This is a genomic window from Streptomyces sp. NPDC001852, from assembly GCF_042891825.1.
Classification (GTDB): Bacteria; Actinomycetota; Actinomycetes; order Streptomycetales; family Streptomycetaceae; genus Streptomyces.
This window is the reverse complement of record NZ_JBIATN010000019.1, coordinates 18212-39119: the sequence shown is the minus strand read 5'-3', so window position 1 is coordinate 39119 and position 20908 is coordinate 18212. Positions and strand designations below refer to the sequence as shown.

The window sequence follows — 20908 nt, the reverse complement described above, 5'->3', positions numbered from 1 at the left end:
GCGGCAGGTCAGCGGAGGTCGCACACCTTGACGGTGTAGATCCCGCGGCCGTGCGTGGCGGCGTACAGGGTGCCGCCGTCGGGGCTCGCCTTGAGCTGGAGCACGGCGACGGCCGGCAGGCTGCCGATGCGCTGCCAGGTGGTGCGGCCCGGCGCGCGGTAGACGACACCGAGGTCGGTGGCGACGGCGAGGCCGCCGTCCGCCGTCACCAGCGCGGAGTTTGTCGGCACGTCGGGCAGGTTGGCCGAGACGTCCTTCCAGGTGGTGCCGCCGTCGGTGGACTCGAAGACGTGGCCGACGCCGGCGCCGGGGCCCTCGGTCCAGTGCCGGGAGAAGCCGTTGACGGCGAGGAAGACGTGGTCGGCGTTGTTCGGGTCGACGGCGAAGCCGCTGAGGTAGCGGTTGGGGACGGTGCCGTCGACGGGCAGGCTGATGTCGTGCCAGCCGGTGCCGTCCGCGTTGCCGACGGCGATGCCCCGGGCGAAGCCCTGGTTGTTGCAGGGGCCGCACCAGGCGGCGTAGATCTTCCCGCCGGAGGCGGCCACGGCGGTCGCGACCCGGCCCGCGCCGAAGTCGTGGACGCTGGTCCACTCCTTGCCGCTGCGGATGGCGTAGCCGTGGGTCTGCACCCAGATGTGCCGGCCGCCGGCGACCCAGGTGTTGCCGTCCTTCATGTCCGCGGCGAGCGGGGCGATGAAGCGGGCCTCGCTGGTGGCGTTGTCGGGCGGGGCGACGGAGTACGACGTCGCCTTGCTCGCGTCCGTGATCCAACTGCCGTCGTTGACCGCGCAGTTCTGGGTGACCTGGACGGCGAGGTACACGTACTCCTGGGCGATGTCGCAGCCGTTGGCGGGGTCGGTGAGGGTGTCGCCGCCGTCGCCGCCGAAGTTGGAGCCCATCACCTTGTCGTCGCCGCGCAGGATCGACTGGCCGTTGTCCTGCAGGCCGCCGGTGACGGACAGGCCGCCGTGGTCGAGGTCCTTGCCGATGCCGACGGAGTAGTACTGGAGGGTGTCGATGGTGCCGTCGTTGAGGGACGTCCAGTCGGTGGCGTGGCCGGAGGCGTCCTGGGCGCCGTTCACCGGCCGCTTGTAGACGCCGCCGTCGTTGCCGACGTACACGAAGCTCTTGCCGTGGTAGCGGCCGATCGCGACACCGTGCTGGTCGGAGTGGGTGGTCGGGTTGCAGTCACCGGTCTGCTTGGCGGGGTCGATGCTCCAGCAGGGGAAGGTGAAGTTCCAGTACGGGCCGACGGTGGACCAGGTGCTGCCGCCGTCCTTGGTCTCGTAGACCTCTTCCAGGCCGGCGTACAGGTGCTTCGGGTCGCTCGGGTCGACGGCGAGGAACTGGTTGTACCAGGCCTGGACGCCGGGCATGTAACCGGCCGTGGTGAGCGCCGAGTTGTCGGCGGCGAGGCCCTTGTAGTCGGCGATCTTCGTCCAGGGGCCCGTCGGCGAGCCGGACGTGGAGACGTAGATGCCCTCCAGGCCGCTGTCCGGGTTGGTGTTCAGCTGCTCCGGGGACTGGTCGATGGCGTAGTAGCGGGAGCCGTCGGCGGAGCTTGCGAAGGTGACGTTGCCGACGTCGGCGGCGTCGGCCGGGAGGTCACCGAGGCCGCTGGTGATCCGGGTCCAGGCGCCGTTCACCTTGGTGTAGAAGCCGTTGTAGTCGTCGCCGCTGCGCCAGCCGACGGCCAGGACCACCTTGGAGGGGTCCTTGGGGTCGATGGCGATGTCGTTGGCGATGTTCTTGTACGGCGCGCTCGGGTCGTCGGCCTTCGAACCGCCGGGCAGGAAGTCGGGGTTGGGTGCGTACTCCAGCTTCCAGGGGCCGCTCAGTTCCCTCGTGGAGTGGCTCCACACTCCCTTGCTGGTGGCCGCCCACACCGTGTCGCCGGCGAAGCGCAGCTCGTGGATGGTGGTGCTCTCCAGCTCGTCGCCGCCGACCCGGCTGCGGGCGGAGAAGGTGCCGTGGTGCGGGTGCGTGAGGACGTAGACGCCGCTGCCGAGGTAGGCGTCGGCGTTGGTGGTCGCCTCGCCCGTGCCCAGCCAGAGCCGGCCGGCGCCGTCGAGGGCGAGGGCACCGGTGGACTGGGCGGGCAGCCGGTCGCTGATCGGCTGCCAGTGGCCGCCCCCGCTGCGCGAGCGCCACACCCCGCCACCGGCGCTGCCCGCGTAGACGTAACCGTCGTCGTCGGCGGCGATCGCCGCCATCCGCCCGGTGACGTTCCCGCCTCCGCCGCTGGAGTTGGAGTCGATGTCGCGGTAGCGCGGGTCGTCGGAGTTGTAGGGCAGATCGGTGATGTTGCGCCAGTTGCCGCCGGTGCTCCTGAGGTTGGTGAGGTCGTGCCAGGCGGCGCCGTACGCGCCCGGCGCGACGACACCCGGCGAGGTGCGGGCCTCGGCGTACTGGTCCGCGCCCTCGGCGATCTCGTCCGCCTCGTTCCCGTTATCGCCGTCGTTCGCCGCCACGTGCGGCGACATGGCACCCACCGACTGCTCGCGCTCCTTGGCGAGTTGCCCGGTGACCCGCACACCGAAGGGGCTCACCGAGCGCCCCGAGGCGACGGAGGGGGGAATCGCGACCAGTGCGGCGGACGCGGTGAGCGCGCAGAGGGTGAACCACCGTCTTCTGCGGGTTGGTACGGACACCAGGGACCTCCCGGAAGGCATCGACACGGCCGACGCAGGAGACCCGATCACGCCGACGGCAAAATTTCCGCCATTTGGCGAAATTTTGACGAGGACCTGCCAGTGCTACCGCTCCGTAAGGCGGTTCTTCCGGACGGCGGGGGCAGCCGCGACGCCCTGAGTGCGCCACCTGCCGGCCGTCCTCAGCAGCCGGTCGGCCGGCTCGCGCAGCTGCGGATGGGCGTTGACCGTGTTCCGCAGCCCCCGCACCGGCCTGCGCCACAGCCGCTGAGCGAGCGCCACCGGGTGCGGGCGGGCCGCGAAGCCCTCGGCGACCCGCAGTTCACGGGTCTTGAGCCAGTCCTTGTACTCCTTGTCGCCGCGCCCGAGGTCCACGAGGGTCACCCCGTGCCGCGCCGCCGCCTCGGCGGTCCGCAGATGCATCATCAACCCCGGGGAGTAGTAGTGCAGTTCGGGATCGTAGGCGGTGAACCACGCCGCCAGCACGGTACTCGACCGGGGGCCGAAGTGGGCGGCGACCGGCCGCTCCCCCGCGTAGAGCACGGACAGCACTCCGGTGAAGTGCTCCTCGCGGAGGCGGAAGAGATGGTCGACCAGGCCGACGATCCACGGCCGGGAGAACCGGTCCATACGGCCGGTCCTGCGGTACTGCGCGGACTTCCACCGCATGAGGGTGCGCAGCACCTCCGGGTCGCGCTCGTCGAACTCGAACCGCACCTCGCCGATGTCCCGGCCGAGCCGTCGTTCCTTCTTCAGCGTGGTCTTGGCCAGGCCCGGGTAGGTGCCGCGCAGCCACTCCGGGTAGCCGCCGTCGCCGGGCTTCACATCGATCACCGGGGAGGCGAAGGTGCCCGTGATGTGCGGCGCGAACGGCCGCTGCTCGTGGACGAGATGGTCGAACTCGAAGATGCTGAGCCCGCAGGCCCGCAGCAGTTCCTCCGCGTTCCAGGTGACGCCGGGCCGGTGCACGAGGGCCTGGCAGTCGGACAGCCCGAGCCCGATGGCCCGTCCGGTGCCGAACGGCCCCCGCTCGTACGGGAAGAACCCGGCCGGTTGCCCGCCCTCGCGCAGCACCGCCACCCGCGCCCCGCGCCGGTACCGTCCGACGCCGATCGCGAACTCCGGTGCGAGGAAGGGGTTGGAGTACTCGGGCGACTCGTCCATCGCGCGGTGCCAGGCCCCGCGCAGCTCGGGCGTCAGCTCGCCGGGTCTGTGGATGGTGATCTCCACCTCAGTTCGACCGTCCTTCCGCGGGCTCCGCAAGCGGTGTGCCCGAGGCGGCACGGGCCGGTGAGGCGTATGGATCACGGCTGATGGATCGCATGGGCGACCGCTCCCCCCCATGACGCGCCGGGCGCGTCCTGCCACTGGTTCCGATGTGCGCCGCATCCCCTCCGCGCGCGACTGCTCAAACGTCGCGAAACAGGGCGCACACTGTCAAGGGTGCCTCAGGCGACGGATGATCCGCCACGGGTCTGCCGACATCGTGACAAGTCCGGTGCGCTTCCGGGCCGACTGTCTCAGCGGGGCCGGTGCCCCGGCCTTGCGGCGTGGCCCCCAAGTCCTGGGTTCCGATGTGACGTCGGAGTCGACGGACCTGTACGACGTCAACGTGCTGGATGTCCAGCGGGGGAACCCGGCCGCGCTGCCGCATCTGCGGGTTCGCGGCGATGGACGCGGACCCCGCCGATGTCGCCGGGGCCGTCGTACGGCTGGTGGACGGAGCGGAACCCGTGCCGTTCGCGAATTTCAAGGTGCCTGCCTGGAGCCTGGACGAGGAACAGACGGAGCCGAGGCGGCGGACGGCGGCCGAGGTGTCGCCGGGGGTGTCCTGAAACTCGCCCTGCTGCAGGAGCCGTCCGGGGACCGACTGGCACACTGCCTGATCACCGTGGCCCACACGAAAGGCGGTACGCCATGTCGACCACCCCCCGGCACAGCCTCCCCGAGCCCACCGAGTTGCTGGCCGCCATGCCCTTCGCAGCCGGCCTGGGCATCGAGTTGAAGGAAGCCACTGCCGAGCGCACCGTCGGCTCCCTGGCCTGGTCGCCGCAGGTGTGTACGGCGGGCGGTGCCCTGCACGGTGGCGCCCTGATGGCGCTGGCGGACAGCGTCGGGGCGGTGTGCGCCCACCTCAACCTGCCGGAGGGGGCGACCGGTACCTCGACGGTGGAGTCCAAGACCAACTTCCTGCGGGCGGTCACCGCCGGGCACGTCCATGCCACCGCCCGGCCGCTGCACCTCGGCGGCACCCTCGTGGTGGTGCAGACGGACCTGCGCGACGACCGGGACCGGTTGGTCGGCCAGACCACGCAGACCCAGATCGTGCTCCGGAGGAGCGCAGGCTGAACCACCCGCGCCCGAAGGCCGGCCCCGTTGTTCGAGGGGGCCGGCCTTCGGCGTGTCCGGCCGGGTTCCGGAGCCGTGTACGGCCGGGTTCCGGGCTCGCGCTCTTGACATGAACCTGCGTCAGCCCCGAGTCTTCCTGCTTGAAGTTGCTCGATTGAAGCTCGTTTCGAGCGCTTGTGAGCATGCAGAGCAAGAACAGTCAGTCCGCAGTGCTGCGAGGGGAGCTGTTCCGCCGTGCAAAGACCGCGAAGACTGCGCCACCGTGTGCCGTGGCCGGCCTGGGTACCGCTGGGGCTGGCGACCGCCCTGGCGGGAACCGTGCTCGCCGCCCCGGCACCCGCCCAGGCCGCCGCCACCGCCTCCGGCGCCGTACTCGACCCCGCCCACAGCAGCGTCGACTGGCAGAGCCCGGTCTACGCCAAGGGCACCGGCGGGGGCACCGAGAGCTGTCCCGACCCGGCCGCCGACCCCGACAACAAGGTCTGCGACCGCTTCGACCTGTCCGTCTCGGTGCCGGACGGCTACTGGGACGACAACCCCGAGGGCGGCGTCCCGCTGTCGATCAAGTGGGAGAAGCCCTCCGACGACTTCGACCTGTACGTCTACGACGACCACGGCAAGCAGGTCGCGTCCAGCGCGGGCACCGCCGACCCGGAGGCCACGGTGATCCCGCGGGCGTCCGGGACGTACCACGTGGTGGTCGTGCCCTACGACGTGCACGACAACTCCTTCACGGGCACCGCGTACCTGCCCGCCACCACGGACGCCGGCGATCTCACGTCCTTCTCGGGCGACGACGGCTCCTACACCATCAAGGCCGGTCAACTCACGGCGCAGGCAGACTTCCTGGCGGGCGGTCAGCTACGGCTGCAGGCCGATCCGTCCGGCTCGCTGAGCGACCCCGCGGGCACCGCCATCGTGCGCGAGCGGCCCGCCCCGGAGCGGCACACCTCGTCCTTCGACGCCGGCGACTACTACGGCATCCGCTCCCCGCAGGCGGTGCTGCGCGTCTACAAGAGCCCGCTGCGCTTCGGGCTGTACAGACCCGACAATCGCACCCGGATCTGGCAGGAGGACAAGCCGCTGCGCTGGTCGACCGGCGGGATGCGGCAGAGCCTGGTGCGGGGCGCGGACGAGCAGTTCTTCGGCGGCGGCGAGCAGAACGGCAGCTTCTCGCACCGCGGGCAGACGATGTACGTGTCCAACAGCTTCGACTGGGACGAGGGCGGCTACAACAACTCCCAGCCGTTCTACCTCTCCAGCGCGGGCTACGGCGTCTTCCGCAACACCTTCGCACCGGGCGTGTACACCTTCGGCTCGCCGGTCACCACGGGCCAGCAGGAACGGCGCCTGGACGCCTACTACTTCCTCGGGGACGCCAAGCAGGTCATCGGGAAGTACACGGCGCTGGTGGGCAAGCCCTTCATGCCACCGGTGTACGGCCTCGAACCCGGCGACTCCGACTGCTACCTGCACAACGCCAACCGCGGTGAACGGCACACCCTGGACGCGCTGAAGATCGCCGACGGGTACACCGAGCACCAGATGCCGCTCGGCTGGATGCTGGTCAACGACGGCTACGGCTGCGGGTACGAGAACCTGGAGCAGACCGCCCAGGGCCTGCAGGACCACCACGCCCAGCTCGGCCTGTGGACACAGGACGGCATCGGCAAGCTCGCCGACCAGGTCAAGGCGGGTCAGCGGGTGGCCAAGCTGGACGTGGCCTGGGTCGGCAACGGCTACAAGTTCGCGCTGGACGCGTGCGACGCCGCGAAGAAGGGGATCGAGGACAACAGCGACGCGCGCGGTTTCGTGTGGCTGCCGGTGTCCTGGGCGGGCGCCCAGCGCTGCGGAGTGCTGTGGAGCGGCGACCAGAAGCTGTCCTGGGACTACATCCGCTGGCAGATCCCGACCTACGCCGGGGCGACCATGTCCGGTATCGCCTACAACACCGGTGACGTGGGCAGCATCTACCGCCACGACGCCAAGATGTACGCCCGCGACCTGCAGTGGAAGGCGTTCCTTCCGGCCATCATGACCATGGACGGCTGGGCCACCGACCTCACGACCAAGAAGCCCGCCGACCAGCAGCCCTGGCTGGACGGTGAGCCGTACACCTCCGTCAACCAGAAGTACCTGCAGCTGAAGGAGCGGCTGCTGCCGTACATGTACACGCTGTCGGCCGAGGCGGCGAAGAGCGGTGTCGGGGCGGTGCGTCCGCTGTGGCTGGAGTTCCCGGACGACCCGGGCACCCTGTCGGACCAGGCGAAGTACGAGTTCCTGTCCGGGCCCGACTTCCTCGTGGCCCCGGTCTACCAGGACTCCGACACCCGCGACGGCATCTACCTGCCGAAGGGCACCTGGACCGACTACTGGACCGGCCGCACCTACCAGGGCCCGACCACGGTCGACGGTTACCACGCCCCGCTCGACACGCTCCCGCTGTTCGTGCGCGAGGGTGCGATCGTGCCGATGTGGCCGAAGGGGACGACGAGTTGGCAGACCCGGGACCGGCACGAGCTGGACTGGGACCTGTATCCGGCGGCCCACGGCACCAGTCGCTACACGCTGTACGAGGACGACGGGGTGACCCGCGGCTTCACCCGGGGCGCCGCGGCCACCCAGCGGGTGTCCCTGCACTCCGACAGCGGCGGAACGACCGTCTCGGTGGGCCCGAGCCGGGGCGACTACGCCGGCAAGGCGGACGCCCGCGCGTACCGGTTCACCGTGCACGGCGGCCCGGCCCCCGCACGGGTCCTCCTGGACGGCCGCCAACTGCCCGCTGCCGCCTGGTCGTACGACGCCGGCACCCATGTCACGACGATCACCGCACCGAGCCTGCCAGTGGACCGGGGCTTCACGGTGCGACTGGTCGACGGGAGGTAAAGGAATCGTATGGTCTAGTCCAAAGAGAGAGTTGGTCTAGTCCAACTTATTGACGTGGCCGCAACAGCTCCCGGAGGGTGGGGCTCCCCACCCCGGGCCCCGTCCCGGGTGACCCCACCCTCTGGAGGCACGCAGTGAGACGTCTTCGGGCATGCCTGGGCGCGACAGCGGCCGTCACGCTCGCCGCCGCGGGCACGACCGCGCTCGTCGCGAGCAACGCCTCGGGCGCGACGACCGCGTTGAGCAACCGCTGGTACGCCGCCGCCCCCTATCTGATGCCGCTGGACAACGACCCGCCGGACCCGGCCGCCATCATGGACGCCACCGGCCTCAAGGCCTTCCAGCTGGCCTTCGTCCTCGCCCCCAACGGCGGCGGCTGTTCGCCCACTTGGGGCGGCACCGCACCCGTCTCCTCGGACACGGCCGTGCAGTCGATGATCAGCACCATCCACAGCAAGGGTGGTGACGTCTCGGTCTCCATCGGCGGCTACGGCGGCACCAAGCTCGGTCAGGCCTGCGCGGACGCCGCGTCCACGGCGGCGGCCTACCAGCAGGTCATCACCAAGTACGGGCTGCACGCCATCGACTTCGACCTGGAGGAGCCGGAGTACGAGAACAGCGCGGCCATCAAGAACGAGATCGGCGCGGCCAAGATCCTCCAGCAGAACAACCCCGGACTGTACGTCTCGGTGACGACGGCCGGCACCGCCGACGGCACCGGCTGGTTCGGCAAGCAGATGCTGCTGGAGGCCAAGTCCCAGGGGTTCACCCCGAACAACTTCTCCATCATGCCGTTCGACGGCGGCTTCAACGGGGCGGCGAGCCAGACCGGCGCGCTGACCAACTTCAACTCGATCCTGCAGTCGACCTTCGGCTGGGACCAGGCGACCGCGTACGCCCACGAGGGCTTCTCCGGCATGAACGGCCGCAGCGACTCAGGCGAGTACTTCACCCAGGCGGACTTCCAGACCGTGCTGGACTACGCGACGAGCCACAACATGGACCGCTTCACGTTCTGGTCCCTGAACCGCGACCGGCAGTGCACCCCGCCGGACAACGGCGGCCGTACGTCCGGTACTTGCTCCAGCGTGGCGCAGAACGACTGGGACTTCGCCAAGTACTCCGTGCGGTTCGCCGGCGCCACCCCGCCGAACCCGACGCCCACCCCCACCCCGACGCCCACTCCCACCTCCTGCAAGACCGCCTGGAGTTCGTCGTCGGTGTACACGGCCGGGGACGAGGTCTCGTACGGCAAGCACAACTGGAAGGCCAAGTGGTGGACCCAGAACGAGGTGCCGGGCGCCTCGGAATGGGGGCCGTGGCAGGACGAGGGCGCCTGCTGAACCTCTTGACGTGTCTGGTTCAGACCTTTAGCTTCTCGGGTCATCGACGGCCAAGGATGCGTTCAGCGTTCATCATGCTGAACGCATCCGCCCGGCCCGGCCTTCGCTTCGAAGAAGGGGACCCCCCACATGACCCGATCCCGGCTCCTCGCGGTGCCCACCACCGCGGGCCTCGCCCTCGCCCTGGCCCTCCTCGGCAGCCCCAGCGCGATCGCCGCCGACCCGCACGTCGCGCCCGGGGGCAACTTCGACCTGTCGGTCTGGGAGCTGCAGGAGCCCGTCGGCTCCCCCGGCCACCCGACCACCATCCCGTCGTCCCGGCTCCAGGGCGCGAACGGCTACCAGGACGCGTACTTCTACACCGACACGCGCGACGGGGCGATGACCTTCTGGGCGCCCGAGAAGGGCGTCACCACGCCGAACTCCAACTACGCCCGCTCCGAGCTGCGCGAGATGAACCGCGACGGCAGCACCGCCGACTGGTCACTGTCCGGCACGCACCGGATGAGCGCGACCCTGCGCGTGGTGTCCGTGACGAAGAACGTGTGCGTCGGGCAGATCCACCTCGGCAGCGGCGGCTCCTCCACCAAACCGCTGCTGGAGCTCTACTACCACGCGAACGGTGACATCGTCCTCGGCACGGAGAACTCGCCGTCCGGCGGACAGACCGCGCACACCGTGGGGCACGTTGCGGTCGGAAAGACCTGGAGCTACACCATCGCCGTCTCCGGCGGGAACTCCATCGACCTGACCGTCAACGGCACCACCACCCACTACGGCATCCCGGCCTCGTTCCAGCAGTACAAGCAGTACTTCAAGGCCGGCTCCTACAACCAGTCCGCCTCGGACAGCACCACCGACGGCGCCCGGGTCGCGTTCTACGGCCTGACTGTCAAACACGGATGACACGCCCTGCGACCTGCGAGATTGGTGCAATCGGCCGCGGGGTCGTAGCGTCGAGTGGACGGTCGAACACAGCACAACGTGGGAGCGGCCATGCGTGGAGGACTGGTGGGAACGGCGGTCACCCTGGCGGCAGGAGCCCTGCTGACCACGGCAATGACGACGGCATCGGCCAGTCCCCCGACCCCTCCCGGGGCCGGTGCCCAGGTCGGTCGGGCCCGGCCCGTGCTGGTCGACTGCTTCTTCCACCGGAACGTCCGCCCGGCCGACTTCATCCTGGCCTGCGGTGACGGCAACAGTCGCCTCACCGGACTCCAGTGGTCCCAGTGGAGTCCGGACGGGGCGAAGGCCGTGGGCGTGAACTGGGTCAACGACTGCGACCCGTACTGCGCCGCCGGCACCTTCCACCAGTACCCGGTGGTCATCCGGCTCACCGGCGTGCAGCAGTGGAAGAAGCATCCGTCCTTCGAGCGCTACGCGCAGATCAGCCTGACCTACACCGGCGCCCGGCCGAAGGGCTTCAACCAGGTCATGACCTACCCGCTCTGGGACTGACCCGGTCCCCTCCGGCCCGGCGCGGGCGGCGGCTCAGGCGAGCTCGACCAACAGGTCCCCGCCCTCCACCTGCTGGATCCGGTTGATGGCCAGCCGGGACACCCGGCCCGCCTTCGGAGCCGTGATGGTGGCCTCCATCTTCATCGCCTCGATGGTGGCGACGGTGGCACCGGCGGCGACCTCGTCGCCCTCGGCAACCGCCAGCGTCACCACACCGGCGAACGGCGCCGCCACGTGGCCGGGGTTCGCCCGGTCGGCCTTCTCCGTCACCGGCACGTCCGAGGCCGCGGCGCGGTCACGGACCTGGATGGGCCGCAGCTGGCCGTTGAGCGTGGACATCACCGTGCGCAGGCCCCGCTCGTCCGCCTCACCGATCGCCTGCAGCTCGATCAGCAGCCGGACCCCGGGCTCCAGGTCGACGGCGTACTCCTTGGCGGGACGCAGCCCGTAGAAGAACGCCTTGCTGTCCAGCACGCTGGTGTCGCCGAAGGCCTGCCGGTGGGTGTCGAACTCCCGCGTCGGGCCGGGGAACAGCAGCCGGTTGAGGGTGGCCCGGCGGTCCTTGGCCAGCCCCTCGCGGTCCTCGGCGGACAGCTCGGGCGCCGGCTTGGCAGCGCCCCGGCCCTGCAGCGCCTTGGTCCGGAACGGCTCCGGCCAGCCGCCGGGCGGGGTGCCCAGCTCGCCGCGCAGGAAGCCGATCACCGAGTCCGGGATGTCGAACCGGTCGGGCGTCTCCTCGAAGTCCTTCGGGGAGACCCCGGCGCCGACCAGGTGCAGGGCGAGGTCGCCGACCACCTTGGAGGAGGGGGTGACCTTGACCAGGCGGCCGAGGATGCGGTCGGCGGCGGCGTACATCGCCTCGATGTCCTCGAAGCGGTCGCCGAGGCCGAGGGCAACGGCCTGGGTGCGCAGGTTGGACAGCTGGCCGCCGGGGATCTCGTGGTGGTAGACCCGGCCGGTCGGGGAGGCGAGGCCCGCCTCGAACGGCGCGTAGATCTTCCGCACGCCCTCCCAGTACGGCTCCAGGTCACCGACGGCCCCGAGGTCCAGGCCGGTGGGTCGGTCGGAGTGGTCGGTGGCGGCCACCAGCGCCGACAGGGACGGCTGGGACGTCGTACCGGCCATCGAGGCCACCGCGCCGTCCACCGCGTCCGCGCCCGCCTGGATCGCGGCGAGGTACGTGGCGAGCTGGCCGCCGGCCGTGTCGTGCGTGTGCAGATGCACGGGCAGATCGAACTCGCGGCGCAGCGCGGAGACCAGCTTGGCGGCGGCCGGGGCGCGCAGCAGCCCGGCCATGTCCTTGATCGCGAGGACGTGCGCGCCGGCCTCGACGATCTGCTCGGCCAGACGCAGGTAGTAGTCGAGGGTGTAGAGCCGCTCGTTCGGGTCGTTGAGGTCGGCGGTGTAGCAGAGGGCGACCTCGGCGATCGCGGTGCCGGTATCGCGTACGGCGTCGATGGCGGGACGCATCTGGCCGACGTCGTTGAGGGCGTCGAAGATGCGGAAGATGTCGATGCCGGTGGCGGCGGCCTCCTGCACGAAGGCGTCGGTCACCTCGGTGGGGTACGGCGTGTAGCCGACGGTGTTGCGGCCGCGCAGCAGCATCTGCAGGCAGATGTTGGGCACCGCCTCGCGCAGGGCGGCCAGCCGCTCCCAGGGGTCCTCGGCGAGGAAGCGCAGCGCGACGTCGTACGTGGCGCCGCCCCAGCACTCCAGGGAGAGCAGCTGCGGCAGGGTGCGGGCGACGACCGGGGCGACGGCGAGGAGGTCCTTGGTGCGCACGCGGGTGGCGAGCAGGGACTGGTGGGCGTCGCGGAAGGTGGTGTCGGTGACGCCGATGGTCGGCGACTCGCGCAGTCGGCGCGCGAAGCCCTCGGGGCCGAGGTCGACCAGCAACTGGCGGGAACCGGCCGGGGGTTCACCGGCCGGCAGCGGCGGCAGCTTGGTGACCGGGTCGAGCAGGTCGGGGCGTTCGCCGTGCGGCTTGTTGACCGTCACGTCGGCGAGGTAGGTGAGCAGCTTGGTGCCGCGGTCCGCGGAGGAGCGGGCCGTGAGCAGGTGCGGGCGCTGCTCGATGAAGGACGTGGTGACCCGGCCCGCCTGGAAGTCCGGGTCGTCCAGCACGGCCTGCAGGAACGGGATGTTGGTGGCCACGCCCCGGATGCGGAACTCGGCCACGGCACGCCGGGCGCGGCCGACGGCGGCCTTGAAGTCCCGGCCCCGGCAGGTGAGTTTGACCAGCATCGAGTCGAAGTGGGCGCTGATCTCCGTACCGGCGTGGGTGGTGCCGCCGTCCAGACGGATGCCGGAGCCGCCCGGGGAGCGGTAGGCGCTGATCCGGCCGGTGTCCGGGCGGAAGCCGTTGGCGGGGTCCTCGGTGGTGATACGGCACTGCAGGGCGGCGCCGCGCAGGGTGATCGTGTCCTGGGCGAGGCCGAGGTCGGCGAGACTCTCGCCGGCGGCGATCCGCAGCTGGGCCTGGACCAGGTCCACGTCCGTGACTTCCTCGGTCACGGTGTGCTCGACCTGGATGCGCGGGTTCATCTCGATGAAGACGTGGTTGCCGTCGCGGTCGAGGAGGAACTCGACGGTGCCCGCGTTGCGGTAGCCGATCTCGCGGGCGAAGCGCACCGCGTCGTCGCAGATCCGTGCCCGCACCTCGGGGTCGAGGTTGGGGGCGGGGGCCAGCTCCACGACCTTCTGGTGGCGGCGCTGGAGCGAGCAGTCGCGCTCGTAGAGGTGGATGACCTCGCCCTGGCCGTCGGCGAGGATCTGCACCTCGATGTGGCGCGGGTCCACGACGGCCTTCTCCAGGAAGACGGTCGGGTCGCCGAAGGCGGCGTCGGCCTCGCGGGAGGCGGCCTCGATGGACTCACGCAGTTGGGCGGGCTCCTCCACGCGGCGCATGCCGCGCCCGCCGCCGCCGGCGACGGCCTTGACGAAGACGGGGAAGCCGATCTCCTCGGCCGCGCGCACCAGTTCGTCCACGTCGGTGGAGGGCTGCGACGAGCCGAGCACGGGCACCCCGGCCGCCCGCGCGGCGGCGACCGCCCGGGCCTTGTTGCCGGTCAGCTCCAGGGTGGCCGCGCTCGGGCCGACGAAGGTGATGCCCGCCTCCTCGCAGGCGCGGGCCAGTTCGGGGTTCTCGGACAGGAAGCCGTAACCCGGGTAGACGGCGTCGGCGCCGGCCCGGCGGGCGGCGCCCACGATCTCCTCGACCGAGAGGTAGGCCCGCACCGGATGCCCCGGCTGCCCGATCTCGTACGCCTCGTCGGCCTTCAGCCGGTGCAGCGAGTTGCGGTCCTCGTGCGGGAACACGGCGACGGTACGCGCGCCGAGTTCGTAGCCCGCCCGGAACGCGCGGATCGCGATCTCTCCACGGTTGGCGACCAGCACCTTGCGGAACATCCTGGATTCCCTTCAGCTGCCTGCCGGCGACGAACACCACGGTGTCAGCCACGCCTTGCCGTACATCCCGGCCACCTTAGGGGGTGCTCGCGTGTGCCGACGTGCGACAACCATCACACCGACGGGGTGGGCGACGCCACACGCACGCGCGGTGGGATCAGCACTCCAGGGAGCTCATCGCCGTGTCCTGGGACCGCTCGGCGGTCGCAGGAGCGGGCACGGGCCGGGACGGCGCGGGCGCGGGACTCGCCGGTGGCTCCACGGGCGCGGGCCCGCGGCCCGGGACGGGCAGCAGGGACCGCAGACGGGCCCGCAGCCGTGCGCGGCGGCCGTGCAGCAGGCCGAGGACGATCGCCGAGGCCACCGCGATCAGGTGCTCGCGGCCGGCCAGGTTGGGCACGGCGACGGACTCCCACACCATCGAGCCGCCGGTCAGGGTGAACACCACGGGCGCGCGTTTGACGACCGAGAGGTAGGTGAACAGGCCGACCACGGCCGCGGACGGACCGGTGTCGAGCACTGCCGCATCCGCGTGCGGCAGCCCGAAGCCCCACCAGCCGGGGCCCAGCGCGATCATCACGCGGGCGGTGAGCGTGCCGGCCAGGGTGGTGGCGTAGGAGATCGCCAGCGTCCGGGACCGGCCCAGGGCCAGTTCGGCCCAGGCGAAGGCGAGGAACAGCTGGGTGATGCCCGCCCACACGGGCAGGTCGAGCGCCGGGACGTACAGCGACACGGGGGTGCGCAGCAGCGACAGCCACAGCGGCAGGTCGGCCCTGACGCCGCCGAGCCGTGTCACCCACACCGCGCCGAGCGGGTGCTGGGCGATGGCGTGGAAGAAGATGACGCCGAACGCGGCGACGAACGCCAGCAGCAGCCCGGACAGTCCGCGCCGGGTGAGCCGCCGCACCGGTTCGACGACGATGGCGTGCCACTCGCCCCGCAGCGTGCGCCCGGTGAACCGGGCCAGCCTCGCGAGCAGTGCCCGGCACCACTCGATGCGCGCTTCAGTCGTCATGAGGCACGGCAGCCCATCGCCTTCGGCTCCCCCGTCATGTCCATCGCCCCCTTGACCCCAGTCCGGCATTCCGGCTTTGAGGTGTTTTTCTCATCCACCCGTTTCAGCCGCCATCGTGTAGATGTACGGATCTCTCCCGGTCGGCCCAACCCTGCGCGCGGGTCGCGGCGCCCGCGCGGTCAGCCGCCGGTGCCTTCTTCGGTTCTGGTCGGTGCGGTCACGGGGATAGGGCGTCCGGCGCGGTCCTGGATTCCGGCGAAGCGGGGCGTGTGCTCCCGCTGTCGTTCCGACATGCGCCCGGTCCCTCCCCCGGTGTGGGTCTCTGTGGTGGTGAGACCCGATCGGTGACAGTTCAGCGAGCCATGAGGTGATCGTCAAGATCCTTTACGGACACGTAGGGGTGTGGGAAGACCCACAGACCGTCAGCGGCGGAATCCGGGCCCGAGAGGCAACCTTCGCCCCCTCGGATCCGTCCTCCCCTGTAGGCCCGTTCCCACGCGCCATGGGGGGCGTCCGACGCGGTCGTGAACCTTTCCACCCATCCGGAGCAGCGCACCCCGGCGCAGGCGGTACCGGCTGTGGATTCCTGGCCCGGCCCGGAGCGTTGCTTGACTTGGAGAGCGCTCCAACTCGTAGCGTCGCAGACGTACGGCACGGCGGGTGCGCCATGCGTGTGCCGTACGGAACGACCTTCGAATGCGTGGGAAAGGCTGGGACGTCACATGCGCAAGCGCAGTCTGCGGGACCTCCAGGTATCGGCCATCGGCCTCGGATGCATGGGCATGTCCGCCTTCTACGGCTCCGCCGACCAGGAGGAGGGCATCGCGACCATCCGGCGGGCCCTGGAACTGGGGGTCAACTTCCTCGACACCGCCCAGGTGTACGGCCCGCTGACCAACGAGTCGCTGGTCGGCGAGGCGATCCGGGGGCACCGCGACGAGTACGTGATCGCAACCAAGTTCAACTACCGGATGGACGACGCCGTACCGGGCGACATGAGCACGATCGGCCGGCAGGACGGCTCCGCCGAGCACGTCCGTGCGTCGGTCCACGGCTCGCTGCAGCGGCTGGGCACCGACCGCATCGACCTGTACTACCAGCACCGGGTCGACCCGAACGTGCCCATCGAGGAGACGGTCGGCGCGCTGGGCGAGCTGGTCGCCGAGGGCAAGGTGCGGCACATCGGGCTGAGCGAGGCGGGCGCGGAGACCATCCGGCGGGCGCACGCGGTGCACCCGGTCACCGCCGTGCAGAGCGAGTACTCGCTGTGGACGCGGGACGTGGAGGCCGAGGTGCTGCCGGCCTGCCGTGAGCTCGGCATCGGCTTCGTGCCGTACTCCCCGCTCGGGCGCGGCTTCCTCGCGGGCCGCTTCACCTCGCCGGACGAGCTGGACGAGAACGACTTCCGGCGCAACAACCCGCGCTTCACGGACGCCAATCTGGAGGCGAACCTGCGGCTGGCGGCGAAGGTGAAGGAGATCGCCGCAGAGAAGGACGTGACCCCGGCCCAGCTGGCCATCGCCTGGGTGCTGGCCCAGGGCGAGGACCTGGTGCCGATCCCGGGCACCAAGCGGCGCAGCTACCTGGAGCAGAACGCCGCCGCGGCCGGCATCGAGCTCACCAAGGAGGACCTGGCCCGCATCGACGCGGAGCTGCCTGCGGCGGCCGGTGAGCGGTACGACGAGGCGGGGATGCGAGCCGTCAACCGCTAGGCCGAAGGGGATGCCGCCCTTTTCGGGGGCTGCGTCTCCGGCGTCGGACATAGGCGACCGTCAGCGAGCCCAGTAACGGCCCCCACAGGAGCAGGGGCGTGTAGCAGACGTAGAGGGACAGGGCCTGCCAACCGCCCGCTCGGGTCGGGAAGTCGGCGGGCAGGCGTTCGCCCGTGATCGTCCTGCCCATGATCTCGGTGAGGAAGGTCAGTACCGTCCACAGCAGGGTCAGGGCGGTGGCCCCGAGACCGGCCGGGATCACCGCCGCGCTCACCGGGACGCGTCGGCCGCGCAGATACGGCACCCACCCCGGGAACACCTCGCCCCAGCGGGCGATCAGACCGAACGCGGTGAGCGCGAGGACCTCGCAGAGTACCGAAAGGCCGATGACGTAGGCCCGTTCGCCGAGGCCGATGCCGGGACGGAGGGCGACCGGCAGCCGCCACAGGCTCGACGGCAGCACGGTCAGCGGTATGGCGCAGGCGATGCGGCGTGCGCTTCGGGAGACGCCCTCGACGGGTTCGTGCGCCTCCCGCCAGGCGGCACGCAGACGGGCGGGGCGGGCGGCGGTGCCGGGCGGCATCGGGGCCATGCGCGGTCCTCGGTCTCGGTGGGCCCGGCGGGCCCGTGCGGTATCGAAGATCGCAGGGCCGACTGGTCCGGTGGATCGTCCCGTGGGCCGAACCGTTTCCGCCGCATGGCGGAGAAGCAGGTGGACCGTGGGAGGAGCACGTCGGCCCGGGGCTTCAGACCGCCGTTCCCGGGCGCAACCGCGCCTGCTCCTGCTCGTGGTGGGTCGGGAGGTTGTACACGTGGAAGGCCTGGCCGATGACCGGCTGGGCCACGTTCCGCACGCGGACGCCGCCGCTGGTCATGCCGTGCTCGGTGCCTGCGTGGGCGTGCCCGTGCACGGCGAGGTCGGCACCCGCGGTGTCGATGGCCTCCGCGAGTAGATAGCTGCCGAGGAACGGGTAGATCTCCGGCGGCTCCCCGGCCAGGGTGTCCGGCACGGGCGCGAAGTGGGTCAGGGCGATCCGCACGTCGCAGTTCCAGTCGGCCAGGTCCTTCAGCGCGCTGTGCAGGCCGTCGGCGCACCGGCGGCTGTAGCGGACGAACTCCTTCATGAGGTGTTCGCCGAACTCCCCGGCACAGCGTCCGACGAATCCGCCGCCGAAGCCCTTGGTCCCGGCGACCCCGATCCGGGCCTCGCCCGCGCTGACGACGGCGGCCTGGCCCTCCAGGACGTGCGCGCCGACGTCCCGCAGGGCCGCGGCGACTTCTTCGGGCCGTTCGTCGTGGTGGTCGTGGTTGCCCAGCACGGCGACGACGGGCACCCCCAGGTCCTTGATCTCCCGTGCGACGACCGCGGCCTCCTCCGTCGTGCCGTGCCGGGTGAGGTCGCCGGCGAGCAGCAGGACGTCTGCGTGCTCGGGCAGCGTCTCGAAGGAGGGACGCAGCGTGCCCTGGCTCTCGGGGCCCATGTGGATGTCCCCGACGGCCGCGACGCGGATCATGTCAGGTCCTCTCCGTGGTCGGGCGAGGAGGTCCCGGCGACGAGGATGTCGCAGTGGACGGGATGCCCCGCCAGCTCCTCCCGGGCCATGGTGCAGATGTCGTCCCGGCACTGGCTGGACGGCACGGTGCCGGTCAGCAGGATGGCGTCTCCGCGCAGCTCCAGCCGTACGCCGAGTTCTCCGAGGTCCCCGGTGACCAGGCGCTCGGCGAGGTGGGCGACGCGGTAGTCCAGGTTGCCGGCCTCCGACGGGGGCGGCGGGCTCGTGTCGGTCATGGCTGCCCCTCCTGGGGTTCGATCACGTTCAGCCGTTCGAGGAGGAAGAGGAAGGCCGCCGGCATGGGCTGGTCGCCGCAGGCCACCCGGAGCGCCTCCCAGTCGACCTTCTCGCGGACGGCGCGGGCCACCGGCAGGACGGCACCGAAATCGCAGTAGTGCTCCGAGAAGGCGCTGATCAGGCTGTGGATCAGGTCGGTCGGGGAGAGGACGGGCATCAGCACCGAGTCGACCGGCAGGACATGGGCGCGCTCGAGCATGTCCTCGGTGACGGGCTGGTGCGCGAGGGCGAAGATGATGTCGATGTTCTGCCCGCGGCAGGTGGTCTTCAGCAGCCAGTCCTCGGGCGGGGTCCGGACGGGGAGGCCGGCCTCGCGCAGGGTGGTGGCCACCGCCTCGGCGTCGTCGGGCAGTACGCAGAAGTCGGCGTCGTGCTGGAGGTAGCGGCTGCCGCCGTGGGCGTAGACGGCCACGCTGCCGGCGAGCGCGAAGGGGTGGCCGGCGCGTTTGAGCAGCGCGCCGATCTCCTTGGTGGCCTCCAGGATCGCCTGGCTGCGGTCCTGCGGCAGGCCCGGCTGTCCCGGTGCGGGCACGTCCGGCTGCCCGGATGCGGCCGCGACGGGCCGGTCCGGTCCGCCCCCGGCGAGGCGGAGCTCGGTGACCTCCGGTCGCCGGAGTGGGGCGCCCTCCCCGTTGTGCGTCATGGCATCTCCGTTCGAGACCCCGGCACCCCCGGGTCGGCCGGTTCGGACCCGGGGGCCGTACGGGTACCCGGCGCGACCGCACCGACACGGCGTACGGCCGGGCGGTTCGCGGCCGCGGCCCCACGACCGGCGCCGGAGTGCCGAGACCGGTTCGGACGCGGCGGAAGGCGCTGCGGCCGCGCCGGGCGTGATCAGCACGGCGGCGCCGCAGTGCCGGCCCGGGAGTCCCCCCCACAGGGAAGGGGCTGCTGCGGCGCCGCACGTGATCAGCAGGCCGCGGCCCGTGCCCCGCACCCTCGCCGGATGCCGTGCCGGCGGCCGGTGGCCGCACTGACGTGCGTCGCGTCCGGCCCTGGCGCACGCTGGAGGGATGAGGCCCTGGTCAAGGGCGGCGGGTTCACAGCAGCCGTGGCAGTCGGTACACGCTCTGCTGCTGCTCCCGGTCCTGCTCATCGTGGTGATCACGGTGGTGGACGTGCAGGCTCCCACCAGCGTCCACCTCGGTCCCGCCCTCGTGATCGCGCCCGCCATCACCCCTTCGTTCGCCGGGCCCCGGACCACGGCCGCCATCGGAGGGCTGGCCCTGGCCGCCCAGGTCCTCATCGGTGTGACGCACGGCGGGCTCGGCACCATGAACCACGTCGTGCAGATCATCACCCTCGCGGTGCTGACCCTGCTGCTGGTGCTCTACAGCGCCCTGCGCGAGCGCCGGCAGGCCCAGCTGGCACAGGTCCGCACGGTCGCCGAGGCCGCGCAGCACGTGTTGATGTGGCCGCTGCCCGAGCAGATCGGCCCGCTGCGGATCGCCTCGCTGTATCTGGCGGCGGAGGACGAGGCGCAGATCGGCGGCGACCTGTACGCGGTGACCCGGTGCGACGGCGCGGTACGGGTCCTGATCGGGGACGTGCGCGGCAAGGGCCTGTCCGCCATCGGCGAGGCCGCGCTGCTGCTCGGCGCGTTCCGGGAGAGCGCGCACCGGCACATCGCGCTCGCCGAGCTGGCCACCTTGCTGGAGCAGAGTGTCACCCGTTACGCGGCTGACCTGGATCCGCCGGAGGAGGCCGGCGAGCGGTTCGCCACCGCCCTGCTGGTGGAGATACCGGACCGGGATCCGGTCACCCGGATGACCAGCTGCGGCCATCCGCCACCGCTGCTGTTGAGCCCCGGCCACGCCGTCACGGTGCCGAGCCTGCACCCCTCCCCGCCGCTCGGGGTGCACGGCAGCACCGAACACACGCTGGACGTGTTCTCCTTCGAGGCCGGTGACACCCTGCTCCTGTACACCGACGGCGTGGTGGAGGCCCGGGACGCCCGCGGACGGTTCTATCCGCTCACGGAGCGGGTCGCGCTGTGGACCGACGACGCCCCCGAGGCGCTGATGCACCATGTCCGGCGCGATCTGCTCGCCCATGCGGGCGGCCGGCTGGGCGACGACGCCGCGCTCATCGCCCTGCACCGCACGGCCGTCGACCGACGCCGCCACCACGGCCGGACCACCGGCTCGGACACCTTCCAGCGCGGGTGACCCGTATGCCGGCAAGTACATCAAGAATCTGACGCTCTATCAGATTGGTCGCCGAGGCGCACGCGCGG

The 20908-nt window shown here is 71.3% G+C and carries 16 protein-coding genes; 8 read left to right on the top strand and 8 right to left on the bottom strand.

What is annotated here, in order from left to right:
- Positions 1-8: 8 nt before the first annotated feature.
- Both ACFYZB_RS29225 and ACFYZB_RS29220 read right to left on the bottom strand, forming a co-directional pair.
- Entirely contained in the window at positions 9-2651 is a 2643-nt protein-coding gene (locus ACFYZB_RS29225; protein WP_388763740.1) for a WD40/YVTN/BNR-like repeat-containing protein, read from the bottom strand.
- Between the two features lie 105 nt (positions 2652-2756).
- Positions 2757-3881, bottom strand: a complete 1125-nt coding sequence (locus ACFYZB_RS29220) for a GNAT family N-acetyltransferase (RefSeq protein ID WP_388763738.1) — start codon at positions 3879-3881, stop codon at positions 2757-2759.
- A gap of 389 nt (positions 3882-4270) precedes the next feature.
- Between ACFYZB_RS29220 and ACFYZB_RS29215 the strand changes: the two genes are divergently transcribed.
- The 6 genes from ACFYZB_RS29215 to ACFYZB_RS29190 all read left to right on the top strand — a co-directional run bounded on the left by ACFYZB_RS29215 (position 4271) and on the right by ACFYZB_RS29190 (position 10687).
- Entirely contained in the window at positions 4271-4486 is a 216-nt protein-coding gene (locus tag ACFYZB_RS29215; RefSeq protein ID WP_388763737.1) for a hypothetical protein, read from the top strand.
- Positions 4487-4568: 82 nt separating this feature from the next.
- Entirely contained in the window at positions 4569-5000 is a 432-nt protein-coding gene (locus tag ACFYZB_RS29210; RefSeq protein WP_388763735.1) for a PaaI family thioesterase, read from the top strand.
- Between the two features lie 264 nt (positions 5001-5264).
- A complete protein-coding gene (locus ACFYZB_RS29205) occupies positions 5265-7886 on the top strand; it encodes a TIM-barrel domain-containing protein (protein ID WP_388763733.1) in 2622 nt (873 codons plus the stop codon).
- Between the two features lie 134 nt (positions 7887-8020).
- A complete protein-coding gene (locus ACFYZB_RS29200) occupies positions 8021-9229 on the top strand; it encodes a carbohydrate-binding protein (RefSeq protein WP_388763732.1) in 1209 nt (402 codons plus the stop codon).
- A 129-nt stretch (positions 9230-9358) separates the two neighbouring features.
- Positions 9359-10135: a polysaccharide lyase family 7 protein gene (locus ACFYZB_RS29195; protein WP_388763731.1), complete on the top strand. Its 777-nt coding sequence runs from the start codon at positions 9359-9361 to the stop codon at positions 10133-10135.
- A 90-nt stretch (positions 10136-10225) separates the two neighbouring features.
- Positions 10226-10687 (top strand): hypothetical protein, encoded by a 462-nt coding sequence (locus ACFYZB_RS29190; protein WP_388763729.1) that lies wholly within the window; start codon positions 10226-10228, stop codon positions 10685-10687.
- Between the two features lie 33 nt (positions 10688-10720).
- Here the strand turns inward: ACFYZB_RS29190 and ACFYZB_RS29185 are convergent, their stop codons facing one another.
- Positions 10721-14095 carry a pyruvate carboxylase gene (locus ACFYZB_RS29185; protein ID WP_388763727.1) on the bottom strand — a complete coding sequence of 1125 codons (3375 nt, stop codon included), beginning with the start codon at positions 14093-14095 and terminating at the stop codon, positions 10721-10723.
- 157 nt (positions 14096-14252) lie between these two features.
- Complete coding sequence (locus ACFYZB_RS29180; RefSeq protein WP_388763725.1) at positions 14253-15110, bottom strand: hypothetical protein; 858 nt, start codon at positions 15108-15110, stop codon at positions 14253-14255.
- Between the two features lie 722 nt (positions 15111-15832).
- On the opposite strand from ACFYZB_RS29180, the gene ACFYZB_RS29175 reads away from it, so the two are divergent.
- Positions 15833-16822 carry an aldo/keto reductase gene (locus tag ACFYZB_RS29175; protein ID WP_388763723.1) on the top strand — a complete coding sequence of 330 codons (990 nt, stop codon included), beginning with the start codon at positions 15833-15835 and terminating at the stop codon, positions 16820-16822.
- On the opposite strand, the gene ACFYZB_RS29170 is transcribed toward ACFYZB_RS29175, so the two are convergent.
- The 4 genes from ACFYZB_RS29170 to ACFYZB_RS29155 all read right to left on the bottom strand — a co-directional run bounded on the left by ACFYZB_RS29170 (position 16812) and on the right by ACFYZB_RS29155 (position 19315).
- Positions 16812-17414 (bottom strand): hypothetical protein, encoded by a 603-nt coding sequence (locus ACFYZB_RS29170; RefSeq protein WP_388763721.1) that lies wholly within the window; start codon positions 17412-17414, stop codon positions 16812-16814. The genes ACFYZB_RS29175 and ACFYZB_RS29170 overlap by 11 nt on opposite strands.
- A 154-nt stretch (positions 17415-17568) precedes the next feature.
- Positions 17569-18336 (bottom strand): metallophosphoesterase, encoded by a 768-nt coding sequence (locus tag ACFYZB_RS29165; protein ID WP_388763719.1) that lies wholly within the window; start codon positions 18334-18336, stop codon positions 17569-17571.
- Positions 18333-18611 (bottom strand): hypothetical protein, encoded by a 279-nt coding sequence (locus ACFYZB_RS29160; RefSeq protein WP_351213524.1) that lies wholly within the window; start codon positions 18609-18611, stop codon positions 18333-18335. Before ACFYZB_RS29160 ends, ACFYZB_RS29165 begins: the two co-directional genes overlap by 4 nt.
- The gene (locus ACFYZB_RS29155; RefSeq protein ID WP_388763717.1) at positions 18608-19315 is read right to left on the bottom strand and encodes a hypothetical protein; all 708 of its coding nucleotides are present in this window, start codon (positions 19313-19315) and stop codon (positions 18608-18610) included. Before ACFYZB_RS29155 ends, ACFYZB_RS29160 begins: the two co-directional genes overlap by 4 nt.
- 370 nt (positions 19316-19685) lie before the next feature.
- On the opposite strand from ACFYZB_RS29155, the gene ACFYZB_RS29150 reads away from it, so the two are divergent.
- Positions 19686-20840: a PP2C family protein-serine/threonine phosphatase gene (locus tag ACFYZB_RS29150; RefSeq protein WP_388763716.1), complete on the top strand. Its 1155-nt coding sequence runs from the start codon at positions 19686-19688 to the stop codon at positions 20838-20840.
- The last annotated feature ends 68 nt before the right edge of the window (positions 20841-20908 follow it).